The 21,357-nt window shown below is 67.2% G+C and carries 23 protein-coding genes; 15 read left to right on the plus strand and 8 right to left on the minus strand.

Annotated features, from left to right (window positions below; genetic code table 11):
- Positions 1-55 precede the first annotated feature (55 nt).
- A complete protein-coding gene (locus tag ACZLIB_RS06115; protein ID WP_478469391.1) occupies positions 56-1,108 on the plus strand; it encodes a sensor domain-containing diguanylate cyclase in 1,053 nt (350 codons plus the stop codon).
- Here the strand turns inward: ACZLIB_RS06115 and ACZLIB_RS06120 are convergent.
- Positions 1,096-1,992, minus strand: coding sequence for a LysR family transcriptional regulator (locus ACZLIB_RS06120; RefSeq protein WP_478469392.1), 897 nt, complete (start codon positions 1,990-1,992; stop codon positions 1,096-1,098). The genes ACZLIB_RS06115 and ACZLIB_RS06120 overlap by 13 nt on opposite strands.
- Before the next feature lie 108 nt (positions 1,993-2,100).
- On the opposite strand from ACZLIB_RS06120, the gene ACZLIB_RS06125 reads away from it, so the two are divergent.
- From ACZLIB_RS06125 to ACZLIB_RS06185, 13 genes are all read left to right on the plus strand, one after another.
- On the plus strand, positions 2,101-2,949 hold the full coding sequence (locus tag ACZLIB_RS06125) for an isocitrate lyase/PEP mutase family protein (RefSeq protein ID WP_478469393.1): 849 nt from the start codon (positions 2,101-2,103) through the stop codon (positions 2,947-2,949).
- A gap of 135 nt (positions 2,950-3,084) precedes the next feature.
- Complete coding sequence (locus ACZLIB_RS06130; protein ID WP_012510371.1) at positions 3,085-4,110, plus strand: AI-2E family transporter; 1,026 nt, start codon at positions 3,085-3,087, stop codon at positions 4,108-4,110.
- A 162-nt stretch (positions 4,111-4,272) separates the two neighbouring features.
- Positions 4,273-6,015, plus strand: coding sequence for a GGDEF domain-containing protein (locus tag ACZLIB_RS06135; protein WP_032127635.1), 1,743 nt, complete (start codon positions 4,273-4,275; stop codon positions 6,013-6,015).
- Positions 6,016-6,087: 72 nt separating this feature from the next.
- Complete coding sequence (locus tag ACZLIB_RS06140; RefSeq protein WP_125893731.1) at positions 6,088-6,525, plus strand: hypothetical protein; 438 nt, start codon at positions 6,088-6,090, stop codon at positions 6,523-6,525.
- Between the two features lie 14 nt (positions 6,526-6,539).
- On the plus strand, positions 6,540-7,043 hold the full coding sequence (locus ACZLIB_RS06145) for a GNAT family N-acetyltransferase (protein ID WP_478450564.1): 504 nt from the start codon (positions 6,540-6,542) through the stop codon (positions 7,041-7,043).
- Positions 7,044-7,171: 128 nt separating this feature from the next.
- On the plus strand, positions 7,172-7,753 hold the full coding sequence (locus tag ACZLIB_RS06150; protein WP_478469394.1) for an NMCC_0638 family (lipo)protein: 582 nt from the start codon (positions 7,172-7,174) through the stop codon (positions 7,751-7,753).
- 182 nt (positions 7,754-7,935) lie between these two features.
- Positions 7,936-8,403 carry a DUF2975 domain-containing protein gene (locus ACZLIB_RS06155; protein ID WP_032127655.1) on the plus strand — a complete coding sequence of 156 codons (468 nt, stop codon included), beginning with the start codon at positions 7,936-7,938 and terminating at the stop codon, positions 8,401-8,403.
- Positions 8,403-8,627 (plus strand): helix-turn-helix domain-containing protein, encoded by a 225-nt coding sequence (locus tag ACZLIB_RS06160; RefSeq protein WP_032127628.1) that lies wholly within the window; start codon positions 8,403-8,405, stop codon positions 8,625-8,627. The genes ACZLIB_RS06155 and ACZLIB_RS06160 overlap by 1 nt, the downstream gene beginning before the upstream one ends.
- Positions 8,628-8,670: 43 nt before the next feature.
- On the plus strand, positions 8,671-10,209 hold the full coding sequence (locus tag ACZLIB_RS06165; protein WP_478469395.1) for a TerC family protein: 1,539 nt from the start codon (positions 8,671-8,673) through the stop codon (positions 10,207-10,209).
- A 134-nt stretch (positions 10,210-10,343) separates the two neighbouring features.
- Positions 10,344-11,480, plus strand: coding sequence for a metallophosphoesterase (locus tag ACZLIB_RS06170; protein WP_478469396.1), 1,137 nt, complete (start codon positions 10,344-10,346; stop codon positions 11,478-11,480).
- 27 nt (positions 11,481-11,507) lie between these two features.
- A complete protein-coding gene (locus ACZLIB_RS06175; RefSeq protein ID WP_478469398.1) occupies positions 11,508-11,918 on the plus strand; it encodes a hypothetical protein in 411 nt (136 codons plus the stop codon).
- Positions 11,919-12,015: 97 nt separating this feature from the next.
- Positions 12,016-13,029 carry a hypothetical protein gene (locus ACZLIB_RS06180; protein ID WP_478469399.1) on the plus strand — a complete coding sequence of 338 codons (1,014 nt, stop codon included), beginning with the start codon at positions 12,016-12,018 and terminating at the stop codon, positions 13,027-13,029.
- A gap of 77 nt (positions 13,030-13,106) precedes the next feature.
- Positions 13,107-14,366, plus strand: coding sequence for an MFS transporter (locus tag ACZLIB_RS06185; protein WP_478469400.1), 1,260 nt, complete (start codon positions 13,107-13,109; stop codon positions 14,364-14,366).
- A gap of 4 nt (positions 14,367-14,370) precedes the next feature.
- Here the strand turns inward: ACZLIB_RS06185 and ACZLIB_RS06190 are convergent, their stop codons facing one another.
- A complete protein-coding gene (locus ACZLIB_RS06190; RefSeq protein ID WP_478469401.1) occupies positions 14,371-15,318 on the minus strand; it encodes a nucleoside hydrolase in 948 nt (315 codons plus the stop codon).
- Between the two features lie 151 nt (positions 15,319-15,469).
- Between ACZLIB_RS06190 and ACZLIB_RS06195 the strand changes: the two genes are divergently transcribed.
- Positions 15,470-15,802, plus strand: coding sequence for a hypothetical protein (locus tag ACZLIB_RS06195; protein WP_478469402.1), 333 nt, complete (start codon positions 15,470-15,472; stop codon positions 15,800-15,802).
- A gap of 148 nt (positions 15,803-15,950) precedes the next feature.
- Here ACZLIB_RS06195 and ACZLIB_RS06200 read toward each other — a convergent pair whose 3' ends face one another.
- The 6 genes from ACZLIB_RS06200 to mdcE all read right to left on the minus strand — a co-directional run bounded on the left by ACZLIB_RS06200 (position 15,951) and on the right by mdcE (position 21,357).
- Positions 15,951-16,670 carry a GntR family transcriptional regulator gene (locus tag ACZLIB_RS06200; RefSeq protein WP_012510388.1) on the minus strand — a complete coding sequence of 240 codons (720 nt, stop codon included), beginning with the start codon at positions 16,668-16,670 and terminating at the stop codon, positions 15,951-15,953.
- A 105-nt stretch (positions 16,671-16,775) separates the two neighbouring features.
- Positions 16,776-18,143 carry an SLC13 family permease gene (locus ACZLIB_RS06205; protein ID WP_032127621.1) on the minus strand — a complete coding sequence of 456 codons (1,368 nt, stop codon included), beginning with the start codon at positions 18,141-18,143 and terminating at the stop codon, positions 16,776-16,778.
- 104 nt (positions 18,144-18,247) lie between these two features.
- Positions 18,248-19,168 (minus strand): malonate decarboxylase subunit epsilon, encoded by a 921-nt coding sequence (gene mdcH, locus ACZLIB_RS06210; RefSeq protein ID WP_125893749.1) that lies wholly within the window; start codon positions 19,166-19,168, stop codon positions 18,248-18,250.
- Complete coding sequence (mdcB, locus tag ACZLIB_RS06215) at positions 19,165-20,022, minus strand: triphosphoribosyl-dephospho-CoA synthase MdcB (protein WP_049422771.1); 858 nt, start codon at positions 20,020-20,022, stop codon at positions 19,165-19,167. The genes mdcH and mdcB overlap by 4 nt, the downstream gene beginning before the upstream one ends.
- Positions 20,019-20,660, minus strand: coding sequence for a malonate decarboxylase holo-[acyl-carrier-protein] synthase (gene mdcG / locus ACZLIB_RS06220; protein WP_049398881.1), 642 nt, complete (start codon positions 20,658-20,660; stop codon positions 20,019-20,021). The genes mdcB and mdcG overlap by 4 nt, the downstream gene beginning before the upstream one ends.
- Positions 20,653-21,357, minus strand: coding sequence for a biotin-independent malonate decarboxylase subunit gamma (gene mdcE / locus ACZLIB_RS06225; RefSeq protein WP_478469912.1), 705 nt, complete (start codon positions 21,355-21,357; stop codon positions 20,653-20,655). Before mdcE ends, mdcG begins: the two co-directional genes overlap by 8 nt.

A 21,357-nucleotide genomic window follows, 5' to 3' on the forward strand; every position in this document is an offset into this window, starting at 1 on the left:
CAGACTCACCAGAGGCCGCCCGGCAAGGGCGTGCGATCGCGCAAGGGGGTCGGCAATGCCGTTCTTGACGGAATCGACGGAAGTCGCGGTCGAAGGCATCGGCGCGGCACGTCGCATCGGCTGGATGCGCTTCGTGGGCAATGGGCTGGGCGCGATTCCCATCGCCTCGATCATTCTTGAACGTCAGGACGGCCCGTGGGCCTGGGTGTTGCTGCTGCTCAACGCGCTGGCCTGGCCGGCGCTCGCGCTGGTGCTGACCCAGCGCTCACGGCAGCCTGCGGTGGTCCAGTTCCGTTGCATGGTGGTTGATTCCTTCTTTGGCGGTGGCTGGATCGCCTTCATGGGGCTCAGCGTGGTACCCAGTGCGTTGTTCGCCGCGCTGCTGGTCGCCGACAAGATCGCCGCCGGTGGGGTGAAGCTGGCGGTACGGGCCACACTGGCACTGGTGGTGGGGTTCGCGCTCACCTGGTGGGGGCTCGGGTTTCCTTACCAGCCGGTGTCATCGCAGCGCACGATCGTGCTCAGCGTGCCGTTCCTGTTCGTCTACGGCATCGGCCTCAGCATCCTCAGCTGGCAGCTGGCGCGGCGGGTGAAATCGCAGAACCGCCAGTTGAAGCGGCTGAGCCGCATGGACCCGCTGGTGGAGCTGGCCAACCGCGGCTTCCTGATCGTCCGTGCGCAGCAGGCACTGGACAAGGCGCAGGGGCAGGGTGGTTTTGCCTGCCTGCTGATGCTTGATGTGGATGACTTCAAGCGCATCAATGACTCGCACGGTCATCGCGCCGGGGACGAAGTGCTGCGCCATATCGCCTCCACCTTGCGCGCCTTCGCCCGGCCTGGCGATACCCCTGCGCGGCTGGGAGGCGACGAGTTCGTCGTGCTGCTGCAGGACTGTGCGCCCGTCGATGCGATGCATGTGGCAGAGCGGGTTCGGCTGCAACTTCTGGAGGCAGCACGGCAGGCAACCCCGGGCATCGAGTTCAGCGTCAGCATCGGAATCGCGGCGACGCCGCGCGGCGGCAGCGTCGAGGACTGGCTGGCACTGGCCGACCGCGCGCTGTACCACGCCAAGCGCCAGGGCAAGAACAACGCCAGCTATGGCGAATGAGGTGTTGCCAGGTCTCTGGCGCAGGCCAGCAGCTGGGCGGCCGTTGCCGGAGGCTTGCAGTGCACCGCCAACTGCAGCGTGGTGGTCGGCATGCCCAGTTCCAGCGCAACAAAAGCCAGGCCGCTGCGGTGCATGCTCTGCATCGAGGCCGGCACGATGGCGATACCCAGGCCGGCAGCCGCAAGGTTGATCGCTGAAGCCACCTGCGGCGCTTCCTGCTGGATGGTAGGCGCGAAGCCCTGGCTGCGGCAGGCAGCGACGACGTCTGCACTCAGGCCCTGACCCGATTTCCGCGAGAACAGGATGAAGCGCTCGTCGCGCAGCTCGGCCAGCGCGATGCTTGTCCGGCACGCCAACGGGTGATAGGCCGGCAGTACTGCCACCAGTGGCTCGGCACTGAGTTGCTGTGTCATCCGTTCACCGGTATCGGAAAACGGCGGGCGCACGATCACTGCATCGAGCTCGCCATCATCGAGGCGCCGGACCAGCGATTCACTGCCATCTTCGACCAGCTGCACCTGCACCGCCGGATGTGCCCGCTGGAAGCTGCGCATCAGCGCGGTGACCGCCTCGTTGTAGGTCGCCGATTCGGTCAGCCCCAATGTCAACGTACCGACCTCGCCGCGTGCGGCGCGCAACGCCTCCTCCTTGGCCTGGTCGACGCGCGCGAGGATGTCCTCCGCGGCTTTCCAGAATACCTGGCCAGCATCGCTGAGCACGATGCCGCGTCCCTGCCGGTGGAACAGCGGTGTGCCGATCTCTTCCTCCAGGGCGCGGATCTGCTGCCCGAGCGGCGGCTGGGCGATATGCAGGGCCTCGGCGGCCTTGGTGAAGCTCTGCAGCTGGGCAGTCATGACGAAGTAGCGCAGGTGCCGCAGTTCCATTGGAACCTCAAACGTTCTGGTGCTGTACGAACACGGTATTGGACGGTCGCCGCTGGCGGCAACATCATCGGTATCCCACTGCAGATGTCCAACGACAAGGGAGACCCCATGAAAAAGACACGTCGGCTGCGCGATCTGCTCCGCCAGGGCAGCGTGATTGCGCCAGGTGCATTCGATGGATTGTCGGCACGGCTGGTGGAGCTGGCCGGCTTCGATGCGGTCTATGCCAGCGGCGGCGCCATCGCACGTTCGGCCGGCGTGCCGGACATCGGCCTGCTCGGCCTCAGCGAAGTGCTTGCGCAGGTTGAACGGATCGTCGATGCCTGCGATCTGCCGGTGATCGCCGACGCTGACACCGGCTTCGGCGGCACCGCGAATGTTGAACGCACGGTGCGCGCGTTCGAAAGGGCAGGCGTTGCCGCCCTGCATATCGAGGACCAGGCCTTCCCCAAGCGCTGCGGACACCTGGATGACAAGACGCTGGTCGACGCGGGCGAGATGTGCACGAAGATCCGTGTCGCCTGCCAGTCGCGGATCGACCCGGAGCTGATGATCATCGCGCGTACCGATGCCATCGCCTGCGAAGGCCTGGATGCGGCGATAGAACGGGCGCAGGCCTATGTGGACGCGGGCGCGGACATGATCTTCGTCGAGGCACCGGAAACGCTGGAGCAGATCGAGGTGATTTCGCAGCAGGTTCCCGGGCCGACGCTGATCAACATGTTCCACAGCGGCAAGACGCCGCTGGTGCCGGTGGCGCGGCTGGCCGAACTCGATTACCGGCTTGTGATCATTCCCTCTGACCTGCAGCGCGCTGCGATCCGGGCCATGCAGCGCACCCTGCAGGAGATCGCAGCGACTGGCGACAGCGGGCGTGTTGCCGGCGAGCTGGCCAGCTTCGGCGAGCGTGAGACGATCGTGCGCACGGCGCGGTATCTGGCACTGGACCGGGTGTGATCCGGGCGTGATTGCGGACGTGCCGAGGGACGGAGAAGGGGCGGCGGAATCCGCGTGTGTTGCCTGTTCATCCTGCACCCGGAATCATCGCCGCCAATCCTCTACCATGGGCCACCCTGCCCGGACGTGCCGCCCATGCAAGACGCCCTCGTTGCCCAGCCCAAGCCCCCCGTCCCGAGGATCGCGGCCTGGCTGATGATGCTGCTGGGCATGTGGCTGGCGTTGAAGCTGGGCCTGGTGGTGACCCTGCTGTCGGGCCTGCTGGTGTTCCAGCTGACCCACCTGCTGGCCTCCACCGTGGAGGGCAAGCTGCCGCCAGGCCGGGCGCGGGCGATCGCGGTGATCGTGCTGTCAGCGGTGATCATCAGTGCGCTTGTACTGGCCGGGATCGGCGTGGCGTCATTTTTCCGCAACGAGACCGGTGGACCGGACGCATTGCTGGCGCGGCTGATGGAGATCCTCAATTCGTCGCGGCACCAGGTGCCGGCGCTGCTGCAGCCGTACATCCCCGAGGACATGCCGGCGCTGCGCACGGCACTGAACGACTGGGCCGCCGAGCATCAGCGCCAGCTGGGCGTGGCCGGTACCTCGGTGGTGCAGGTGGGCGTACGCGTACTGATCGGTATGGTGCTGGGCGCGATGATCGCGCTGTATGACGAACTGCCGCTGCCGAAGATGGGCCCGCTGGCGCAGGAGCTGATCGGCCGCACCAGCCGCCTGGCCACCGCGTTCCGCCAGGTGGTGTTCGCGCAGGTGAAGATCTCGCTGCTCAACACCGTGTTCACCGCCATCTTCCTGCTGGGCGTGCTGCCGTTGTTCGGCGTGCACCTGCCACTGTCCAAGACCCTGGTACTGATCACCTTCATCGCCGGCCTGCTGCCGGTGGTGGGCAACATCATTTCCAACACCATCATCACCATCGTCGCGCTGTCGGTCTCGTTCTACGTGGCCGTGGCGGCGCTGCTGTACCTGATCGTGATCCACAAGCTGGAGTACTTCCTCAATGCGCGCATCGTTGGCGGCGAAATCCAGGCCCGCGCCTGGGAGCTGCTGTTGGCGATGCTGGTGATGGAAGCGGCGTTCGGCCTGCCCGGCCTGGTGGCGGCGCCGGTGTTCTACGCCTACGTGAAGCGCGAACTGGTCGACCAGCGCTGGATCTAGTACGGCAGGGTGTGACGCATTCGCCTCAGCCCGGCGCGGGGTGAGACCTTGCCGGCGCGTTCGCGGTGGCTGCGGTATACCCATGGTCACGGTTCGCGCGGCACTGGCTTGGCGCTGCCGGGACCGGCGGCTACAGTGATCCGCACTTCAGGGGAAATTTGCATGGCCGGCAAGGCATCGCCCATCGGACTGCGGACCTGGGTCTGGATCCTGGCGGGGTCGTTCGTGGTCTGTACGCTGCCGTTGATGGCCATCGCGCTGGTCCAGGGCACGCTGCGCTACAGCGCTGCCGAGGACAACCTGGTCAGCCTGCGCCAGCTGCGCCAGACCTTCGACCTGGCCAACCTGGTCTCGGCCGAACGCGGCCCGGCCAACAGCCTGCTCGGTGCCGACCCGGCCGATGCCAGCGAGCATGCGCGGCTTACGCTGCAGCTGGCGGTGGTGCGCAGGCGTGTGGACACCGCGCTGCAGCAGCTGGATGCCGTGTTCACGGCTGATCCGGGCGTGGTGGATGAGCATGGGATGCTGGCAGACGCGCAACGTCGCCTGCAGTCGGCACGCGCGGGCGTGGACCGGGTGGCAGCGCAGCCGCGCGACGCACGACGTGTCGAAGACGTGGAGCGCGCGATCAGCGGCATGTTTGCCGTGGTCGACCGCCTGCACCTGCTGACCTCGGCACAGATCAACGTACTGGTCCGGGCCGACCGCGAAGCGGCGATTCCAGCCATGCAGGGGCAGGTGCTGATCGACCTGCGCGAGCACGGCGGGCGTCTGGCCTCCAACGTGATGGCGCCGGTGGCGGTACCCGGTGCCTGGCGCAACGAACAGGTGCGCGCGGCGCTGCAGACCGAGGGCCGCCTGCTGGAACTGTGGCGGCTGGCCGGCAGCCACGAATCGGTGTTCCGCAGTGATCCGACGCTGTCCTGGCATTGGGATATGGCGCGCCGGCAGTTCTTCGGCGAGTCACTGCCGATGATCGAACAGCTGATCGACGACGGACGGCGTGGCCTGCCGCCGCCGTGGACCGCTGCCGAGTTCACCACGCGCTACGTGCCGACCCTGCAGTCGCTTGAGGCGCTGCGTGACGGTTACCTGAGTGTGTCCATCGCCAGGTTCGAGCACACCCGCAACCGGGAGGCCACGCGGCTGGCGGTACTTCTGGCCACCGCGCTGGGAACCCTGGTGGTACTGGGTGTGGCGCTGCGTATCGCGCATCTGCAGATCCTGCGGCCTCTGCTGCAGGCACAACGGCAGGTGATCCAGATTGCCTCCGAAGCGCCGGGGCCCGAGCAGCATGTCACCCATCCGCTGGCCGAGATGCAGCGCCTGTTCGATGCGATTGAAGTGCTGCGCGAGAAGTCGCGCGAACGCTCGGCGCTGACCAGCGAGCTGCGCCAGCTGGCCGGCACCGATGAGCTGACCGGACTGCTGAACCGTCGCGCGCTGGAGGAACTGGTGCAGCAGCGCCACGACGAGGGGCGGATGAGCGCAGTGGTGATCCTGCTGGACGTTGATCGCTTCAAATCGATCAATGATGGTCATGGCCACGATGCGGGTGATGAAGTGCTGGTACAGGTGGCGCAACTGCTGCAGCGCCATCTTCGCCGCAGCGACAGCATTTCCCGCTATGGTGGCGAGGAGTTCCTGGTGCTGCTGGCCGACGGTGACCTGGCCGCTGGCCGACAGCTGGCCGAATCGCTGCGGCTTGCGCTGCAGCAGCTGGACATCGTGGTGGCCGGCGGTACCGTGCTGCGGGTGACCGCCAGCTTCGGCGTGGCCCGCGGTGCTACCGACGCCTTGGGCTGGCGGACCCTGCTGCGTGCCGCCGATGCGGCCATGTACCAGGCCAAGGCGCAGGGCCGCGACCGCGTGCGGGTCGCCGGTGGTGGGCGCATTCCACGCTGAAACATCATGTTCATCGCTGGCGCACGCATGGCTGCCTAGACTGGACCTTCGACCATCTGGCAGGAGCGCATCATGACCGTTCGCCCCGTCGTTGCTGCAGCGCTGCTGGCCGGGATGCTGGCCGGCTGTACCTCCACTTCGTCGCAGACCGCTGCGGATGCGCCACGCCACCCCTCGGTTGCCGCCGACCTGAGTCCGGTGCCGGCTTTCACCGGCGGCGGTGCGGGTTGGAGCATTGAGATCGCCTCCACCGGCCAGGGCAACCACGATGCCAGCCTCAGCGCTGACGGCCGTACCCTCAAGGGCACGCTGCGCTATCCGGGGCAGCCGGCCGATGCACCGAGCTCGCTGATCGTGCTCAACGGCGAGCTTGGCCAGCAGCCCGCCATCGTCGAGATCAAGCGTGAGTCGTGCCGCACTGCCGAAGGTGTGGACACCCTGGCCAGCGTGCAGGTGACGATGGAAGGGCAGCCACAGCGCCGCGGTTGTGGCCACCTGGCGGTGTACTGATCCTGTGCGCCGTCGTGCTTGAGATTCCAACCCTGCACACCGTGCGCCTGCGGCTGCGTCCACAGCAGCTGGATGACTTCGGCGTCTATGCCGCGTTCCTGGCCTCGCCGCGTGCGCGGGGCATGGGCGGGCCGTTCGGTGAGGTGGCGGCGTGGGGGCAGTTCTGCCATGACCTCGCCAGCTGGCATCTGTTCGGCCATGGCGCGTTGATGATCGAGCGTGCCGATACGGGAGCCTGCATCGGCCAGGTCGGGATCAATCATGGCCCGCTGTTTCCTGAAAAGGAGCTGGGCTGGTTGCTGTACAACGGCCATGAAGGGCAGGGCTTTGCCACTGAAGCGGCCGGTGCACTACGCGATTGGGCGTTCGTGGTGGTGCGGCTGCCGACGCTGGTCAGCTACATGGCGCCGGACAACCTGGCATCGCAGGCCGTCGCGCGGCGCCTGGGCGGGGTGCTGGATGCGAACGCCGTGCGCAGCGATGCGGATGATCTGGTCTACCGCTACAGCACCCGGTAGTGCCGGCCGCTGGCCGGCATCATCGGTGCACCCGGGGGCGTCATCTACGCATGTCAAGCCATGACCCATTGCGCGTGGCGCCCGGGCTTTGCCATCCTCCCTGCTGTTTTCCGTAGCGTGGAATCCCGATGCGTCCTGCGTTCTGGCTGGCTTTGGCCCTGCTGCCCACCCTGGCGGTGGCGCAACCCGCGCGTATTGCCAAGACCAAGGCTCCGGCGCAGGATCCCTTCAGCGAGCTGTTCGACACCGCCTGCATGCAGCACATCGGTGCCCCGGCACGGTTGCAGTCGCTGATGGAATCCAATGGGCTGTCGCCGTTGCAGCCCGCCGAAGCCGCGACGCTGTTGCAGGGGCAATCGGGCGTGGCCTGGATGGTGCCTCTGGCCAGTGGCCGTTATGCGGTGAGCTGGGCTGACGATGGCACGTGTACTGTCTACGCCGAAAAGGCCGACGCGGCGGTCGTGCAGAAGGGATTCGCCCGGTTGGTGCAGGCCGCACCGAAGCCGTTGCAGGTGCGGTCGCTGCCAGGGCGTGGGCCGCTGTCGGCCGATCAGGTGGCCATCCAGTACGGCTGGGCCACGCCGGGGCAGGGCAAGCTGCAGGTGCGATTCCGCCTGGTCACACGGGAGGCGGCAGAAGCCGGCGTGCAGGCGATGGCCTCGGCGGCCCCGGGCGAAGCGATGCTGGCGCAGGGCGCGCCTGGGCCCTGAAGGGCCCACGCTCGCGATTCAGCCTTTCACGCGGCAAGTGGTATATCGTTTATCGATAAATTCACCCGGGGCGGCGAGGCCACCCCAATGCCGGAGGCCGCTTGACCGCTCGTCCCGCCCGCGCCAGACCCGCGCGAGGCTTGTTCACCCTGGCCCAGGCCGCCGTACAGGCGGTGCGGGCGATGTGCTGGCTGGGCATCCTGGCCGCACTGCTGGCCGTGCCGCTGGTCGCCCACGACCGCAGCTGGCTGCTCGACAGCATCCACGATGCTGATGCCGCTGCCGTGCATGGCAGCGACCTGTTCCTGCATTTCTGCCTGGGCCTGGGCGCGATCGTCGCGCTGCTGGTGCTGTGCCTGATGTTCCTGCGCCACCTGCTGCGGCTGTTGAAGTCGGCGGCGCGCGAGCGGCCGTTCACCCACGCCAATGCACAGCGCCTGCAGCGCATGGCCTGGCTGATGCTGTCGATGGAGGTGCTGTCGATCCTGATCGGCGCCTACGCCGCCTGGATGGGCCCGGACTTCACCTGGATGGAGGTGGGCGGCGGCATGTCGATCACCGGCCTGGTCGCGGTACTGATGCTGTTCGTGCTGGCACGCGTGTTTGCCGTGGGTGCGGCAATGCGCGATGACCTCGACGGTGTCATCTGATGGCGATCGTCATCACCCTGGACCGCATGCTGCAGGAACGGGGCATGACCCTGTCCGAGCTGGCCGGGCGCATCGACATCACCCTGGCCAACCTGTCGATCCTGAAAACCGGCAAGGCGCGCGCCATCCGCTTTTCCACACTTGATGCGATCTGCCGTGAGCTGCAGTGCACGCCCGGTGACCTGCTCGGGCATGACCCGGCGCAGGCGCAGGAGGCTGACTGAGTGTTTCCCCTTTTCCCTTACCTACTGACGAAACGGACCTGAAATGGAATGGTTGGCTGACCCCTCGATATGGATGGGCCTTGCAACCCTGGTCGTGCTGGAGATCGTTCTCGGCATCGACAACCTGGTGTTCATCGCGATCCTGGCCGACAAACTGCCGCCGCACCAGCGTGACCGCGCGCGGGTGATCGGCCTGGCGCTGGCCCTGCTGATGCGGCTGGTGCTGCTGGCCGCGCTGGCATGGATCATGAAGTTGACCGAACCGCTGCTCACGCTGTTCGACCACAGCTTCTCCGGGCGTGACCTGATCCTGCTGGGCGGTGGTCTGTTCCTGCTGTTCAAGGGCACGATGGAACTGCACGAGCGATTGGAGGGCCGCGAGCATCACGAGGATGGCAAGAAGGTCTACGCCAGCTTCGCGATGGTGGTGGCTCAGATCGTGGTGCTCGACGCGGTGTTCTCGCTGGACTCGGTGATCACCGCAGTTGGTATGGTCGACAACCTGGGCGTGATGTATGCCGCGGTGACCACCGCGATGGTGCTGATGCTGGTGGCCAGCAAGCCACTGACCCGTTTCGTCAACAAGCATCCTACGGTGGTGGTGCTGTGCCTGGGCTTCCTGTTGATGATCGGTTTCAGCCTGGTGGCCGAAGGCCTGGGCTACAAGATCCCGAAGGGTTATCTGTACGCGGCGATCGCCTTCTCGATCCTGGTTGAAGCCTTCAACCAGTGGGTGCGCTTCAATCGCGAGCGCAACGAGCGCCGCCAGCCGTTCCGCCAGCGTACCGCCGACGCCGTGCTGCGCATGCTGGGCGCGCGCCCGGCCAATGGCCACGACGACGAAAACGCTGACGAACACGTCGATGCCGAAGAGCGGTTGCAGCCGGCCGAGCACGAGATGATCCGCAGCGTGCTGGGCCTGGCTGATCGGCCGGTGTCGAGCGTGATGACCGTGCGTGCCGACGTGCAGTGGATCGACCTGGCACGTGGGCAGGAGGATGTGGTGGCACGCCTGGTGGCATCGCCGCACACCCGCCTGCTGGTGGGTGATGGCGACCTGGACAGCCTGCGCGGCGTGGTGCAGAGCCGCGACCTTCTGGCCGACCTGCTGCAGGGCAGGCCGCTGCAGCTGGAGGGCAACCTGCGCGAGCCGCAGTACGTGCTGTCCAGCGCCAGCGCACTGCAGGCGCTGGAGCTGATCCGCCAGCACCCGGTGCCGCTTGCGGTGGCGGTGGACGAGTACGGCAGTGTGGAAGGCCTGGTGACCGCCAACGATCTGCTGGCGGCCATTGCCGGTGACCTGGTCGACACCCAGGACGAGCGCTATGGCGTGGAGGCGCAGGGCGAGAACCAGTGGGAGGCCGACGGTGCGCTGACCCTGGACGACCTGCAGCGCCTGGCCGGCGTCTCGCTGCCGCGCAGTGCCGACTACATGACCATCTCCGGTCTGGTGCTGGAGCGTCTGGGGCGCCTGCCGGACATCGGTGACACGGTGGAGATTGCGGATGTACGCATCACCGTACTGGCAATGGAGAAGCGTCGCATCGCCCGCCTGCGGGTGGAACGCATCGGGCTTTCGTAGAGTCGAGCCATGCTCGACTGGCCCTCTGTAGAGTCGAGCCATGCTCGACTGCTTCCTGAGCAGCCGGGTACGGGCCCGGCTCTACACAACACTGCCGGCAACCGTCACCATGGCGGGCCCGCTTTCTTTCCCGGATGGTTGCAGTGCTGAGTACGATCGGTTTGTTGATGGGCCTGTACGTGGCCTGGCGCCTGTTCTGGCCACTGCGCATGCCCATCTGGATGAAGGTCGTGCTGTCGCTGCTGCTGGTGAGCGTTGCCGTGCAGCTGCGCATCGTCGCCATGTTCTGGGGCACGATGGCCTCGCCGGAAATCCCGAAGCTGGCCATCGCCTCGTTGGCCACGGGTTCGACTGCCGTACTGCTGCTGGCGCTGTTCCTGCTGGTGCTGGACGCGGGCCTGTTGGTGTCGCGCATCCTGCGCAGGCTACGTGCTGTATCGGCGTTGCGCGCGCCGAAGCTGCGCCCGGCGGCAGGTCTGCTGGCGCTGCTGGTCAGCGCCTATGGCGTCAGCCAGGGAATGGCGGTGCCCAAGCCCAGGCAGATCGAGGTGAGCATCGCCGGGTTGCCGGCCGGGTTCGACGGCTATCGCGTGCTGCAGCTGACCGACATCCATGCCAGCCGCCTGCTGACCGGCGACTGGGTGCGCAGGGTGGTGGAGGAGAGCAATGCGCTGAAGCCGGACCTGATCGTGATCACTGGCGATCTGATCGACGGCAGCGTCGAGGCTCGCCGCGACGACGCGCGGCCACTGGCCGACCTGCATGCACCGGATGGTGTCATCGCCATCACCGGCAACCACGAGTACTACGCGCAGTACCAGGAGTGGATGCAGGCGTTTCGCGCGCTGCACATGCAGGTGCTGGAGAACAGCCACCTGCAGGTACGACGGGGCGATGCGGCGCTGACCATTGCCGGCGTCACCGACCCGGTGGCGGCGCGCTATGGCCTGCCTCTGCCGGATCTGGAGGCCGCGCTTGCCGGTGCTGATCCGGGCGCGCCGGTGATCCTGCTCGACCATCGCCCGCGCAATGCGCGCGAGGCTGCCGCACGCGGGGTGAAGCTGCAGCTGTCCGGGCATACACATGGCGGCCAGATCATTGGCATGGACCAGTTGGTGAAGCGCGCCAATGGCGGTTATGTGTCCGGGCGTTACGAGGTGGATGGCATGACACTGTACGTGAGCAATGGTGCTGGCCTGTGGGCCGGTTTCCCGGCACGCATCGGCGTTCCTTCGGAGATCACCCTGATCACCCTGCGCCGCGCCCCGTGACCCCTGACAAACCACAGGGAAGGAACCATGTCCCATCCCCGCGCACCCATGGAACGTCTGATCCGCGCCAATGCGGACGAGATCAATCGGCTGCGCCAAGCCATCCGCGAAGCCGCTGGCGCGCGCTGGCGTGGCCCGGAAGAAATGCAGCAGCACGCGGCAGCCTGCGCGGAATACAACCAGCGCTATGAACAGCTTGCGTTCCCGGGTGGCTACGCCAATGCACTGAAGCAACTGGCTGAGCAGGATCCGAATACGGTGGATGTCGTGCTGACTTTCCTTGAGGTGCGGCCTTACTTCTTCCGTTCCGGATATATGTGGAAGACGCTGCTGAAGCGTGTGCAACGGGCACCGATGAGTGTGAAGCAGCAGGCCAGGATGCAGAAGATCCTCGATGCCTACGCCGCTTACAGGGCGGCAAGCCAGCACACCGGGTAGCTCCACGCCATGCGTGGAGGTCGCGCAGCACCCAGCGTCCCAGCCGGCCCCGGATCGGCGATCATCTGCACTGGGTTCTGAAACCAGGAAACACGCAATGCAGGGAGCGCATCATTCAATCCGGCGTCCGCGCCACGTCGCGCTGCTGGTTGGTCTGCTCGCGCTGGCGGCATGCCAGCGCACAACCGATGCGCCGACCGGAGCACCCGCAGCGGGCACACCGCTTGCCGCCCCGGCCATGGCAGAAGACCTCTCTCCGCTGCTCGATGCCCTGCCGACCTGTGCGCTGGACGGTTGGTACATCGATCAGCAGACCGAGCGTCCGGCACATCCCTGGCTGGCCACGAATGCGCCGAAGCCCTGCAAGGTGGACGAAGAGAGCGAGATCGCCACGTTCTGCGTGCAGGGGCAGTGGAAGGGACTGCCGGTGGAGGAGGTGATCCTGCCGACGATGACCTTCGTCTCGTTCCGTGGCGTGAAGATCGGCCTGCCGCTGGAGAAGGCACGTCCCATCGTCCGCCAGCGCTTCGGGCAGGAATTTCCGGGCGGCGCGTCTTACGAGCAGGGCCGCGAACCGAAGCTGATGGCCGACCCGGAGGATGCGCAGCGCTCGTGGCTGCTGTGCAGCACGCCGGAGCTGGGAGATGACGCGAGCAGCCAGGCAGGCGTGAGCTATTCCGGCATGAACCTGCCCTACGACCACGACGGTTGCAGCTACCGCTACAGCCCGGTCGACTTCTGCGATGCGCGGCACCGCGCAGCCATTGAAGAAGCTCTCCAGCATCAGAAGCCCAATTTCAACCAGCACTATCTGCTGGTACAGGTCGATGATCGTCCCGAGTACTTCCAGCGCACGCTGGTGCTGGTCGACACCCGCACCGGACGCGCCACGCCATTGCCGATCGATGCCTTCACCGGCCCGGCGGGGAAGGGCGGAGACGCCACCGGCTACGGGACCCTGGAAACGGGTGTGGACCAGCAACAGTTCTGCCTTGATGGTGCGTTGCTGGTCTACCGCGTGTTCGAGGAAGGACGCTTCTGCTTCGGCTTTGACGGTGAGCGATTCACCGGCCATGAAACCCAGTACATGCAGGCGACGGATAGCCGATGACCGGTATTTCACCCCGGCCGTGACATCCTCCCCGAACCTGCGCAACCGGGATCGAGGCTGTTGAAGGCGAACACGCAATGACTGCCGAGCGGCAGCGCTCGATGTGGGTGGCCGGCCTGTCCACGGTGGTGGAGTGGTACGACTTCACCTTGTATCTGTACTTCGCCACGGTGCTGTCGCGGGTGTTCTTCGGTGGTGGCGAGCAGGCGCTGCTGGTCACCCTGGCCGGCTTTGCGGTGTCCTACCTGATGCGCCCGCTGGGCGCACTGTGCTTCGGCCACCTGGGGGATCGCCTGGGCCGGCGCTGGATGCTGCTGGCATCGATGGCCTTGATGGCAGCGGCGATGCTGGCCACCGCGCTGCTGCCGACAGCGGCCACGGCGGGCACTACGGCGGGCGTGCTGCTGTTGGTACTGCGCTGCGTGATGGCGTTTTCGGTGGGCGGTGAGTACACCGGCGTGGTGGCGTATCTACTGGAAAGCGCGCCGGTGCGGCGACGTGGCCTGGTGACCTCGCTGGCATCGGCGGCCAGTGAAGTGGGCGCGCTACTGGCGGTAGCGATCTCCGCGCTGACCGTGGCGCTGTTGCCCACCGCGCAGCTGGACAGCTGGGGCTGGCGCATTCCGTTCTTCTTCGGTGCCGCGCTGGCACTGGTGATCCTGGTCGCGCGCTCGGGCATGCACGAATCGCCGGAGTTCGAACGCCAGCGTCGCGAGGGCAGTATTCCGGCTACGCCGCTTCGCCACGTATTGCGTAACCACCCGCTGGCGGTAGCGCGCACGTTTGCGATCTCGGCGCTGGGATCGATCACTTATTACGTCGGCATCACCTATGTGCCGGCATTCCTGCATGCGCAGGGTCATGACGAAGGTGATGCACTGTGGCTGTCGACGATTGCGGCAGTGGCGGTCATTGCGATCACGCCGCTGTGCGGCGCATTGTCCGACCGCGTCGGGCGACGCCCGATGCTGCTGGGTCTGACTCTGCTGGCGGCGCTGCTGCCACTGTCCCTGTTCGCGTGGATGGCGGAGGCGACGGCGCTGGGCATCGCGCTGGCGGCGGTGCTGCTGGCCTGCGTGGCCGGTGGCGTGAGCGCGGTCGCGGCCCCTGCCACGGCTGAACAGTTCCCCGGCGAAGGCCGGGTCAGCGGGCTGGCACTGGGGGTGACCATGGCCACCGCCTTCTTCGGCGGCGCAACACCCTGGCTGGCGCAATGGTGGGTGGAGCGCAGCGGCTGGGCAGCGGCGCCGGGCGCGATGATCGCGCTGGTGGCGGTGCTGGTGCTGCCGGTGCTGTGGACCCTGCCCGAGACGGTCCCGGGCAGGGCCAAGCGCTAGCGGGTCAGACCTTCAGGGTCTGCTCGATGTCGGCCAGTACCGCGGCCGCATCCACGCCGATGGCAATCGACTGCACCACGTGGCCATCCCACACGCTGGGACCGAACGCCAGGCCTTCCGGCTTGGGAATGGTCATGCCGCGGGCGACACCGTCGGTGGCCACGCGCACGCTGGCGCGCTCGAACTGGAACAGCTCCGGGCGGGTCAGCGCGATGCACGCGCAGCAGTCGTGCACGACCATGCCCTTGTGGCCGGCCTGCAGGTAGAAGTCCACGTAGTCCTGCGACAGCGCACGGACCAGCTCGGCGTCGGCACCGCCGATGGCAGCCAGCGTGTCCAGGCCGTCACGGTCCATTTCCACGCGGGTGGTCACGTCCAGACCGATCGCGGTGACCGGCCAGCTGGCAGTGAACACCACGTCGGCGGCTTCGGCATCGCCCCAGATGTTGGCCTCGGCGGCCGGGGTGATGTTGCCGTTGACGTGGAAAGCGCCACCCATGATCACCACGCCGCGCACCAGGCCGGCGATGTCCGGGGCCTGCTGCAGGGCCAGGGCCAGGTTGGTCATGCGGCCGACCGCGACCAGGGTCACCTCGCCCGGATGGGCGCGGACCAGGTCGATGATCAGCTGGTGGGCCGGGCGCGCATCGGCGGCCACGTCCAGGTTGGCGGGCACCGGGTGGTTTCCCAACCCGTTGTGGCCATGGATGTGCACCGGCCAGGCTTCCGGGGTGGCTTCCGGCTGCAGCGGGCCACCGGCACCGCGCGCGACCGGAGCGGCAAAGCCCCAGGCCTGCTTCAGGTACAGCGCATTGTGCGTGGTCGACTCCACCGAGGCATTGCCGAAGGTGGTGGTGACGCCGATCAGGTCGATCTGGGCGTGCTTGTGCAGGTACAGCAGGGCCAGGGCGTCGTCGACGCCCGGGTCGGTATCGAAAATGACTTTCAGCATGTTGTTGTTCTTCTTCTTCCGTGTGGTGCGGGGGGCGCCGGCGGCCACGGGGCAGGCCGGCGCGCCCTACATTGTCCCATCTTCATGACAGGCAGGGCCATTGCCGGGGTGGCAGGCCATAATGCCCCCAGTCCAGGCACGGAGTCGCCGAATGCTGATCGTTGCCCTTCTGCTGGTCCTGCTGGTGCTGGGCCTGAACGTGGTGGCTACCGTGGTGATCGTCAGGCGTGATGGCCTGTCGGCGGGCGGCCGGACGGTGCAGTTGCTGCTGATCTGGCTGCTGCCGCTGGTCGGTGCGATCCTGTGCATGACGGTGGCCACGGCCGATGGCTCACCCGCGCGGAGCGATGGCAGTGGCGGTGGGCCCGCCGATTTCTCCGGCGGCTATTCCGGGGACAGCCACAGTCATCACAGCTACAGCAGCTCCGACTGTGGAAGCGACGGCGGCAGCAGTGACGGTGGTGCTGGCAGCTGCAGCGATTGAGGTCTCTGTAGAGTCGAGCCATGCTCGACTGCACTTCGCTCCAACGCCTCGGTGCCTGATCGAAAGGCAGTCGAGCATGGCTCGACTCTACAGAACAGCGGTTGGCTGCGGCCGGTAGTGCCGGCCGCTGGCCGGCAACCTCAACAGCTCAGCCGCCGCCTTCGGTCGGCAACGGCGCCGGTACGTTCAGCAGCCCGCCTGCCGCCACATAGGCGGCCAGCGCCTGGCCCTGGCTCAGCAGATGGCGTTCCATGGTGCGTTCGGCAGCCTGCGCGTCGCGGCGGCGGAAGCACTCCATCAACTCGCGGTGTTCGGCCAACGACTGCGCGGTGCGGCCCGGCGTCAACAGCTGGCGGCCACGGTGCATTTTCAGGATGCGGTGCAGGTCGTGGGTGATGCGGATCAGCCACGGGTTGCCCGCGTAGTGCTGCACGGTTTCGTGGATCAGGTAGTTGTTGCGGTAGTACTCGGCGATGTTGCCCTCGGCCGCCGCTGCTTCCATCGCTGCATGCAGGTCTTCCAGCTGCTGCACGCCGGCGTCGTCGATGTGCTTCACCGCCTCATGCGCGCAGCGGCCTTCCAGCATCGCCATCACCGGGAACAGCTGGTTGAGGTCTTCCAGCGTCAGTCGCGTGACCCGGCTGCCACGACCCGCATCGATCTGCACCAGGCCTTCGGCGGCCAGCAGCTTCAGCGCCTCGCGCAGGGGTGTGCGGCTGATGCCCAGTTCTTCGCACAGCGCGGGCTCGTCGATCCACTCGCCCGGCGGCAGCCGGTAATCGTAGATGCGCTCGCGCACGTGTTCGGCCACCTCTTCGTACAGGGGTGCGCGCTTCTTCGGTGACCGCGGGGCAGGGGCAATGGCCATGGTGGAAGTGTACCGCCAGGTAGTGCCGGCCGCTGGCCGGCAACCCATGATTGCTGGATGGCTTCATGAGAGTGCCGGCCAGCGGCCGGCACTAACGTTGGGTGGTTACATCCAGCCTGGCACCACGAACACCAGCCAGGCCAGCAACGGCCCCAGGGCCACCACCAGGCCGCTGTACACCAGGAAGCGGCGGAACAGGGTCTCGCGCTCTTCCTTCGCTGCCGAGGCCACCACCAGTGCGCCATTGGTCGAGAACGGGCTGACATCGACGATGGTGGATGACACCGCCAGCGCGCAGATCACGCCGGCGGCGCTGAGGTGGCCCTGCATCAGGAACGGCACCGCCAATGGAATCGTCGCGCCGAGTACCGCCGCCGACGAAGCGAATGCGGAGACGATGCCGCCGACGTAGCAGACCAGCAGCGCACCGAGCAGCGGGATGCCGATGTCGGACACACCGTTGCCGATGAAGTCCACCGCGCCGGCATGTTCCAGCACGCCGATGTAGGTCACCACGCCGCAGATCAGCAGCACGGTGGACCAGCTGATGCCATCGACCGCACCCTTCTGGCTTTGTGGCGACAGCAGCGCCAGCGCCACCGCCACGGTGATCGAGACCAGGCCGACGTTGAGGTTGTAGATCAGCGCGGCCACGCCCAGGCCGAGCAGGCCGATCAGGGTGAACAACCGCTCGCGGGTCAGGTTCACCGCATCCAGTGCCACCGGATCATTGCTGAGCGTGCCGCCGCCTGCCGCGACCAGCGCGCCATGACCTTCGATCGCGAACTGGCGCGACGACGCCTGCGGGCCACCGGCCATCGCCAGCTCGGCATTGCCGAGCGTTCCTGCTGCGGTGATCGAGCCACGGCGCAGCAGGGCGATGCCACCAAAGGCGAAGAAGCAGATCGTCGCCATCATGAAGTTGAAGCCCAGACTGGTCAGGAACACCGCCATCTCGGTCACTTCCAGCCCGGCTTTCTGCACCACGCCATTGGTGATGCTGCCGTACACGCTGATCGGCGAGAAGCCGCCCGCCTGCGCACCATGGATGACCAGCAGGCCCATCATCAGTGGATTGATGTTGTACTGCTTGGCAAAGCGCAGCGCGACCGGGCCGATGATCGCGACCGCCGCCGGGCCCAGTGCACCGAACGCAGTGAGGACCGCGGTGATCACGAACATCACCCACGGAATGGCCACGATATGGCCGCGCACGGCTTTCACTGCCCAGTGCACCAGCAGGTCGATGGTGCCGTTCTTCTGCGCGATGGCGAACAGATAGGTAATGCCGACCAGGGTCAGGAACAGATCGCCGGGAAAGCCGGCCAGGACCTCCTTGCCGCCCATGTCGACCCACAGCCCGCCGATGATGAAGGCCAGCGCGAAGGCGACGGCACCCATGTTGATCGGCATCGCGGTGGCGACGATGAACATGATCACCAGACCGATGATCGTTGCGATTTGTGGACTCATGCGCCCTCCCAGACACGTGACTCACGTACAGCGCGGATGGAGACCCGCCATCCCGGGGTAAGGCGACGTACTGCGTGTTGCGTGATACGTACTGCTCGAACCCGTTACTGCAGTCGCTCCAGCGCGCTGCGGACCCACGCCGCGGCGCCTTCAAGGCTCTGGAACTCTTCCACCGCGCGCACCTCGCAGCACGGATAGGCCGGCGCGACCATGCGCGCCAATGCGTTGCCCGGGCCCAGCTGCAGGAATACCCGCGCGCCACGCTCGAAGGCCTGGCGCATCACCTGCGCCCATTCGATGGTCTGCACGAGCTGCGCCGACAGCGTGTGGACTGCCGTTGCGCGATCCCGCACCGGTCGCGCATCGATGCCGGCCAGCAGCGGCAGGCGTGGGGCCTGCAGTGGCGAGGCGTCGAGTGCGGCAGCGAACGGTGCGACCGCCGCTGTCAGCAACGGTGTGTGTGCAGGCACGTGCACCGGCAGTGGACGGATGTCCGCACCCTGCGGCCGCGCGGCATCGGCCAGCCGCTGCAATGAGGCGTGCGTGCCGCCCACGATGAAATGGTCCTGCCCGTTGGCGATGGCCACGTGCGCTCCGTGCAGATCGCACAGCGGCTGCAGTACATGGCGTTCCAGGCCAAGCACTGCCTGCAGGCCTGCATCGGCGGGGCTGGCACTGTCCATCAACAGCGCGCGCTGCGCAGCCAGGGCAAGGCAGGTGGCCGCATCGACGCCGCCGGCGATGGCATGTGCGGCCAGCTCGCCGATGCTGTAACCCGCGATCACCGTCGGCGTTGGCAATACCTCGCGCAGGCCCTGCCAATGCGCCAGGCTTGCTGCGCACAGCAGTGGTTGCGCCCGCACATTGTCGAAGCGGTCGTCGGCCGCCGCAGCGGCGAATACATCGCGGCCGAGCAGTTCGCTCGTGGCATCGAGCACCGGCCGCGCGGCAGCCAGATCGCGCACGCGATCGAACATCGCCGCGTGCTGCGCGCCTTGGCCAGGGCAGAGCAGGGCCAGGCTCATGCCTGCTCCTGCTGCAGCAGGAACACGCTGCAGGCCAACAGGTCTGCGCTGCCGCCCGGGCTCAGCCGGCGCATGACGAAGCCGTCACCGATGCGACGCAGATGTACCTGCCAGTCCGGCGCGAAGGTGCCACCGGCGTCCAGGAAGGTGCGTGCCTGCCGCTGGGCCCAGCGCAGGCCGTCGGCGCCGCCGCGGTGCAGCAGGTTGAGGTCATCCACGCACGCGATCAGCTGCATCAGGGTCTGGCACATCGCGGCCCCGCGTGGCAGGCCGCTGGCCAGTGCGTGGCGCAGGGCAGGCAGTGCCACTTCGCGCAGCAGCGGGTAGCCGGCGGCCGCTTGTTCGCGCACACCTTGCACGCCGTGCCGTGCACGCGCGCGCTGGCCAGGGCTGTTCGCATCCAGAGGCGCGTCGGCGAGCTCGGCCGCCCAACGGCGCACTTCCTGGCAGACCTGCTCGGCTGCGGCGACACGGCCCGCGCGGCCCCAGCAGGCAGCGGACGCGGCCACCAGCAGGCCAAGGCTGAAGATCGCACCGCGATGGGTGTTGATGCCCGCAGTGGCGTGCAGCATCGATATCTCGGCGGCGATGCCATGCCGGCGCAGCGTCTGGAACGGCGCCGCGCTGGCACCGGCGTCGGCCACGGCGATGAAATAGTGGCGCAACGCGAACAGGCTGCGCAGGAAGGTGCCGGCATCCATGTCGTGGTGGCTGCCGCGATCGAACGGTGTAACCAGTCCCGGTTTGGGGGCAAGGGCCAGTTCGGCGTGCAGGCTGGCGATGGCAAGGCGCCCCAGGCGCGCGCTGTCCACCGCCGGGGTGGACCGGGCGACGCGCTTCACGACGGCGTTCATGCGACAACTCCAGTGGCGTTGAACAAGGCCTCGCGCAGTTCCAGAGCGGCACCATCAATGCGTTTGACCAGTACTTCGCGGCTGCGACCGGCGTATTCGCGCCAGTTCACCGCGCCACCATCCACCAGGCACAGTTCGCCATCCACGCGATGCCCATAGGCGCTTTCCCAGTGCTGCAGGCGTTCGACCAGCAGGTCGGCCTGGCGCGCGTCATCCACCTGCCACAGCAGGTCGATGTCCGAGCGCGGGTGCACATAGGGCAGTCCGGTGAGGTGCTGCCATGCGAAGGCGCCGAATACGCGGGCTGGTGCAAGCCGCAGCATTGCCTGCAACGCCGCCTGCCAATCCGCCGGAACGCCGCCGGCGAGAACGTGATCCAAGGCAGGGGGAGGCTGCAGCTGCTGGACCTCCTGCAGGGCCACGCGCAGCGCCAGCCGTTGCTTGCCTTCGCTTGGCGGTAGCGGTACCCCCAGGCGCAGCCGAGGGTCGGGGTCGTCCGCCGCACAGCGCGCCACCATGGCCGGCAGGCCCTGCGCGAACCACGCTGCCAGGCGTGGTTCCTGTGCAGTCACGTCAGCCCGCCAGTCGGCATCGGCCGACAGCCAGGCCAGCGTGTGGCGGGCGGGCCGCTCAGGCATCGCCGTGGGCCACCGCAGATGAAACCCCTGCCGCCAGGGCACGGCCGCCGCGCTGTGCGCCGCGTGCGGCACGCAGGTCGCCTTCGGCGGGCGTGCGCAGCGCCTGCAGCAGGTGCTGGGCAAGATCGCCCTCCCACAGCGATTCCACCGCACCCATCGCCACGTAGTTCTCCACGCCCGGCGCGAACACCGGCGAGGTCTGGCTGAGTGCCTGCAGTTTCTCCAGCGGTTGCTTGGTCACCCGCGCCATCGCGCGCAGGTCCATCACCCGCACCTGTGCATCGGGCAGGGCGTGGATGTGGTCGGCCATCAGGCCGAATGAGAGGAAGCCGCCACTGACGGATTCACCATAGACCAGCGTGACAAGCCGCGCGCCACGTCGACGCGCGAGATCCAGCGTCTGTGCCAGATGCGCGAAGCAGCCGTTGATGCCAAGCAGTTCGTCGCGCCGCGCCAGGCGCTGGCCAGCGGTGTCCACCAGCATCACGATCGGTCGCTGTGGAAGCGCGGCGGTACTGGCAAGCACGGTTTCGGCCAGTGCCAATGCGTGGTCCACGCCGACTTCGAGCTTGTCGGCGGTGCCGATCACGGTCACCTCGCCGTCGTCGGTGATGGCGGTTCCGGTCAGTACCGAATCGTTCACGGCAATGGCATGCCCATGCGGGAACAGGGCATCGAGCAGGGTCTGCAGCGGCAT

Source organism: Stenotrophomonas sp. 220_Sma, from assembly GCF_056487375.1.

Bases quoted from the DNA above. Each gene is read 5' to 3' on its own strand.
- mdcB (WP_049422771.1), bottom strand. From the start codon at position 20,022: ATGAACGCCGTCGTGAAGCGCGTCGCCCGGTCCACCCCGGCGGTGGAC.
- ACZLIB_RS06175 (WP_478469398.1), top strand. From the start codon at position 11,508: ATGTCCCATCCCCGCGCACCCATGGAACGTCTGATCCGCGCCAATGCG.
- ACZLIB_RS06115 (WP_478469391.1), top strand. From the start codon at position 56: ATGCCGTTCTTGACGGAATCGACGGAAGTCGCGGTCGAAGGCATCGGC.
- ACZLIB_RS06200 (WP_012510388.1), bottom strand. From the start codon at position 16,670: ATGGCCATTGCCCCTGCCCCGCGGTCACCGAAGAAGCGCGCACCCCTG.
- ACZLIB_RS06160 (WP_032127628.1), top strand. From the start codon at position 8,403: ATGGCGATCGTCATCACCCTGGACCGCATGCTGCAGGAACGGGGCATG.
- ACZLIB_RS06170 (WP_478469396.1), top strand. From the start codon at position 10,344: ATGGTTGCAGTGCTGAGTACGATCGGTTTGTTGATGGGCCTGTACGTG.
- ACZLIB_RS06155 (WP_032127655.1), top strand. From the start codon at position 7,936: ATGTGCTGGCTGGGCATCCTGGCCGCACTGCTGGCCGTGCCGCTGGTC.
- ACZLIB_RS06190 (WP_478469401.1), bottom strand. From the start codon at position 15,318: ATGCTGAAAGTCATTTTCGATACCGACCCGGGCGTCGACGACGCCCTG.
- ACZLIB_RS06205 (WP_032127621.1), bottom strand. From the start codon at position 18,143: ATGAGTCCACAAATCGCAACGATCATCGGTCTGGTGATCATGTTCATC.
- ACZLIB_RS06185 (WP_478469400.1), top strand. From the start codon at position 13,107: ATGACTGCCGAGCGGCAGCGCTCGATGTGGGTGGCCGGCCTGTCCACG.
- ACZLIB_RS06180 (WP_478469399.1), top strand. From the start codon at position 12,016: ATGCAGGGAGCGCATCATTCAATCCGGCGTCCGCGCCACGTCGCGCTG.
- ACZLIB_RS06150 (WP_478469394.1), top strand. From the start codon at position 7,172: ATGCGTCCTGCGTTCTGGCTGGCTTTGGCCCTGCTGCCCACCCTGGCG.
- ACZLIB_RS06140 (WP_125893731.1), top strand. From the start codon at position 6,088: ATGACCGTTCGCCCCGTCGTTGCTGCAGCGCTGCTGGCCGGGATGCTG.
- mdcH (WP_125893749.1), bottom strand. From the start codon at position 19,168: ATGAGCCTGGCCCTGCTCTGCCCTGGCCAAGGCGCGCAGCACGCGGCG.
- mdcE (WP_478469912.1), bottom strand. From the start codon at position 21,357: ATGCCGCTGCAGACCCTGCTCGATGCCCTGTTCCCGCATGGGCATGCC.
- mdcG (WP_049398881.1), bottom strand. From the start codon at position 20,660: ATGCCTGAGCGGCCCGCCCGCCACACGCTGGCCTGGCTGTCGGCCGAT.
- ACZLIB_RS06120 (WP_478469392.1), bottom strand. From the start codon at position 1,992: ATGGAACTGCGGCACCTGCGCTACTTCGTCATGACTGCCCAGCTGCAG.
- ACZLIB_RS06125 (WP_478469393.1), top strand. From the start codon at position 2,101: ATGAAAAAGACACGTCGGCTGCGCGATCTGCTCCGCCAGGGCAGCGTG.
- ACZLIB_RS06130 (WP_012510371.1), top strand. From the start codon at position 3,085: ATGCAAGACGCCCTCGTTGCCCAGCCCAAGCCCCCCGTCCCGAGGATC.
- ACZLIB_RS06195 (WP_478469402.1), top strand. From the start codon at position 15,470: ATGCTGATCGTTGCCCTTCTGCTGGTCCTGCTGGTGCTGGGCCTGAAC.
- ACZLIB_RS06165 (WP_478469395.1), top strand. From the start codon at position 8,671: ATGGAATGGTTGGCTGACCCCTCGATATGGATGGGCCTTGCAACCCTG.
- ACZLIB_RS06135 (WP_032127635.1), top strand. From the start codon at position 4,273: ATGGCCGGCAAGGCATCGCCCATCGGACTGCGGACCTGGGTCTGGATC.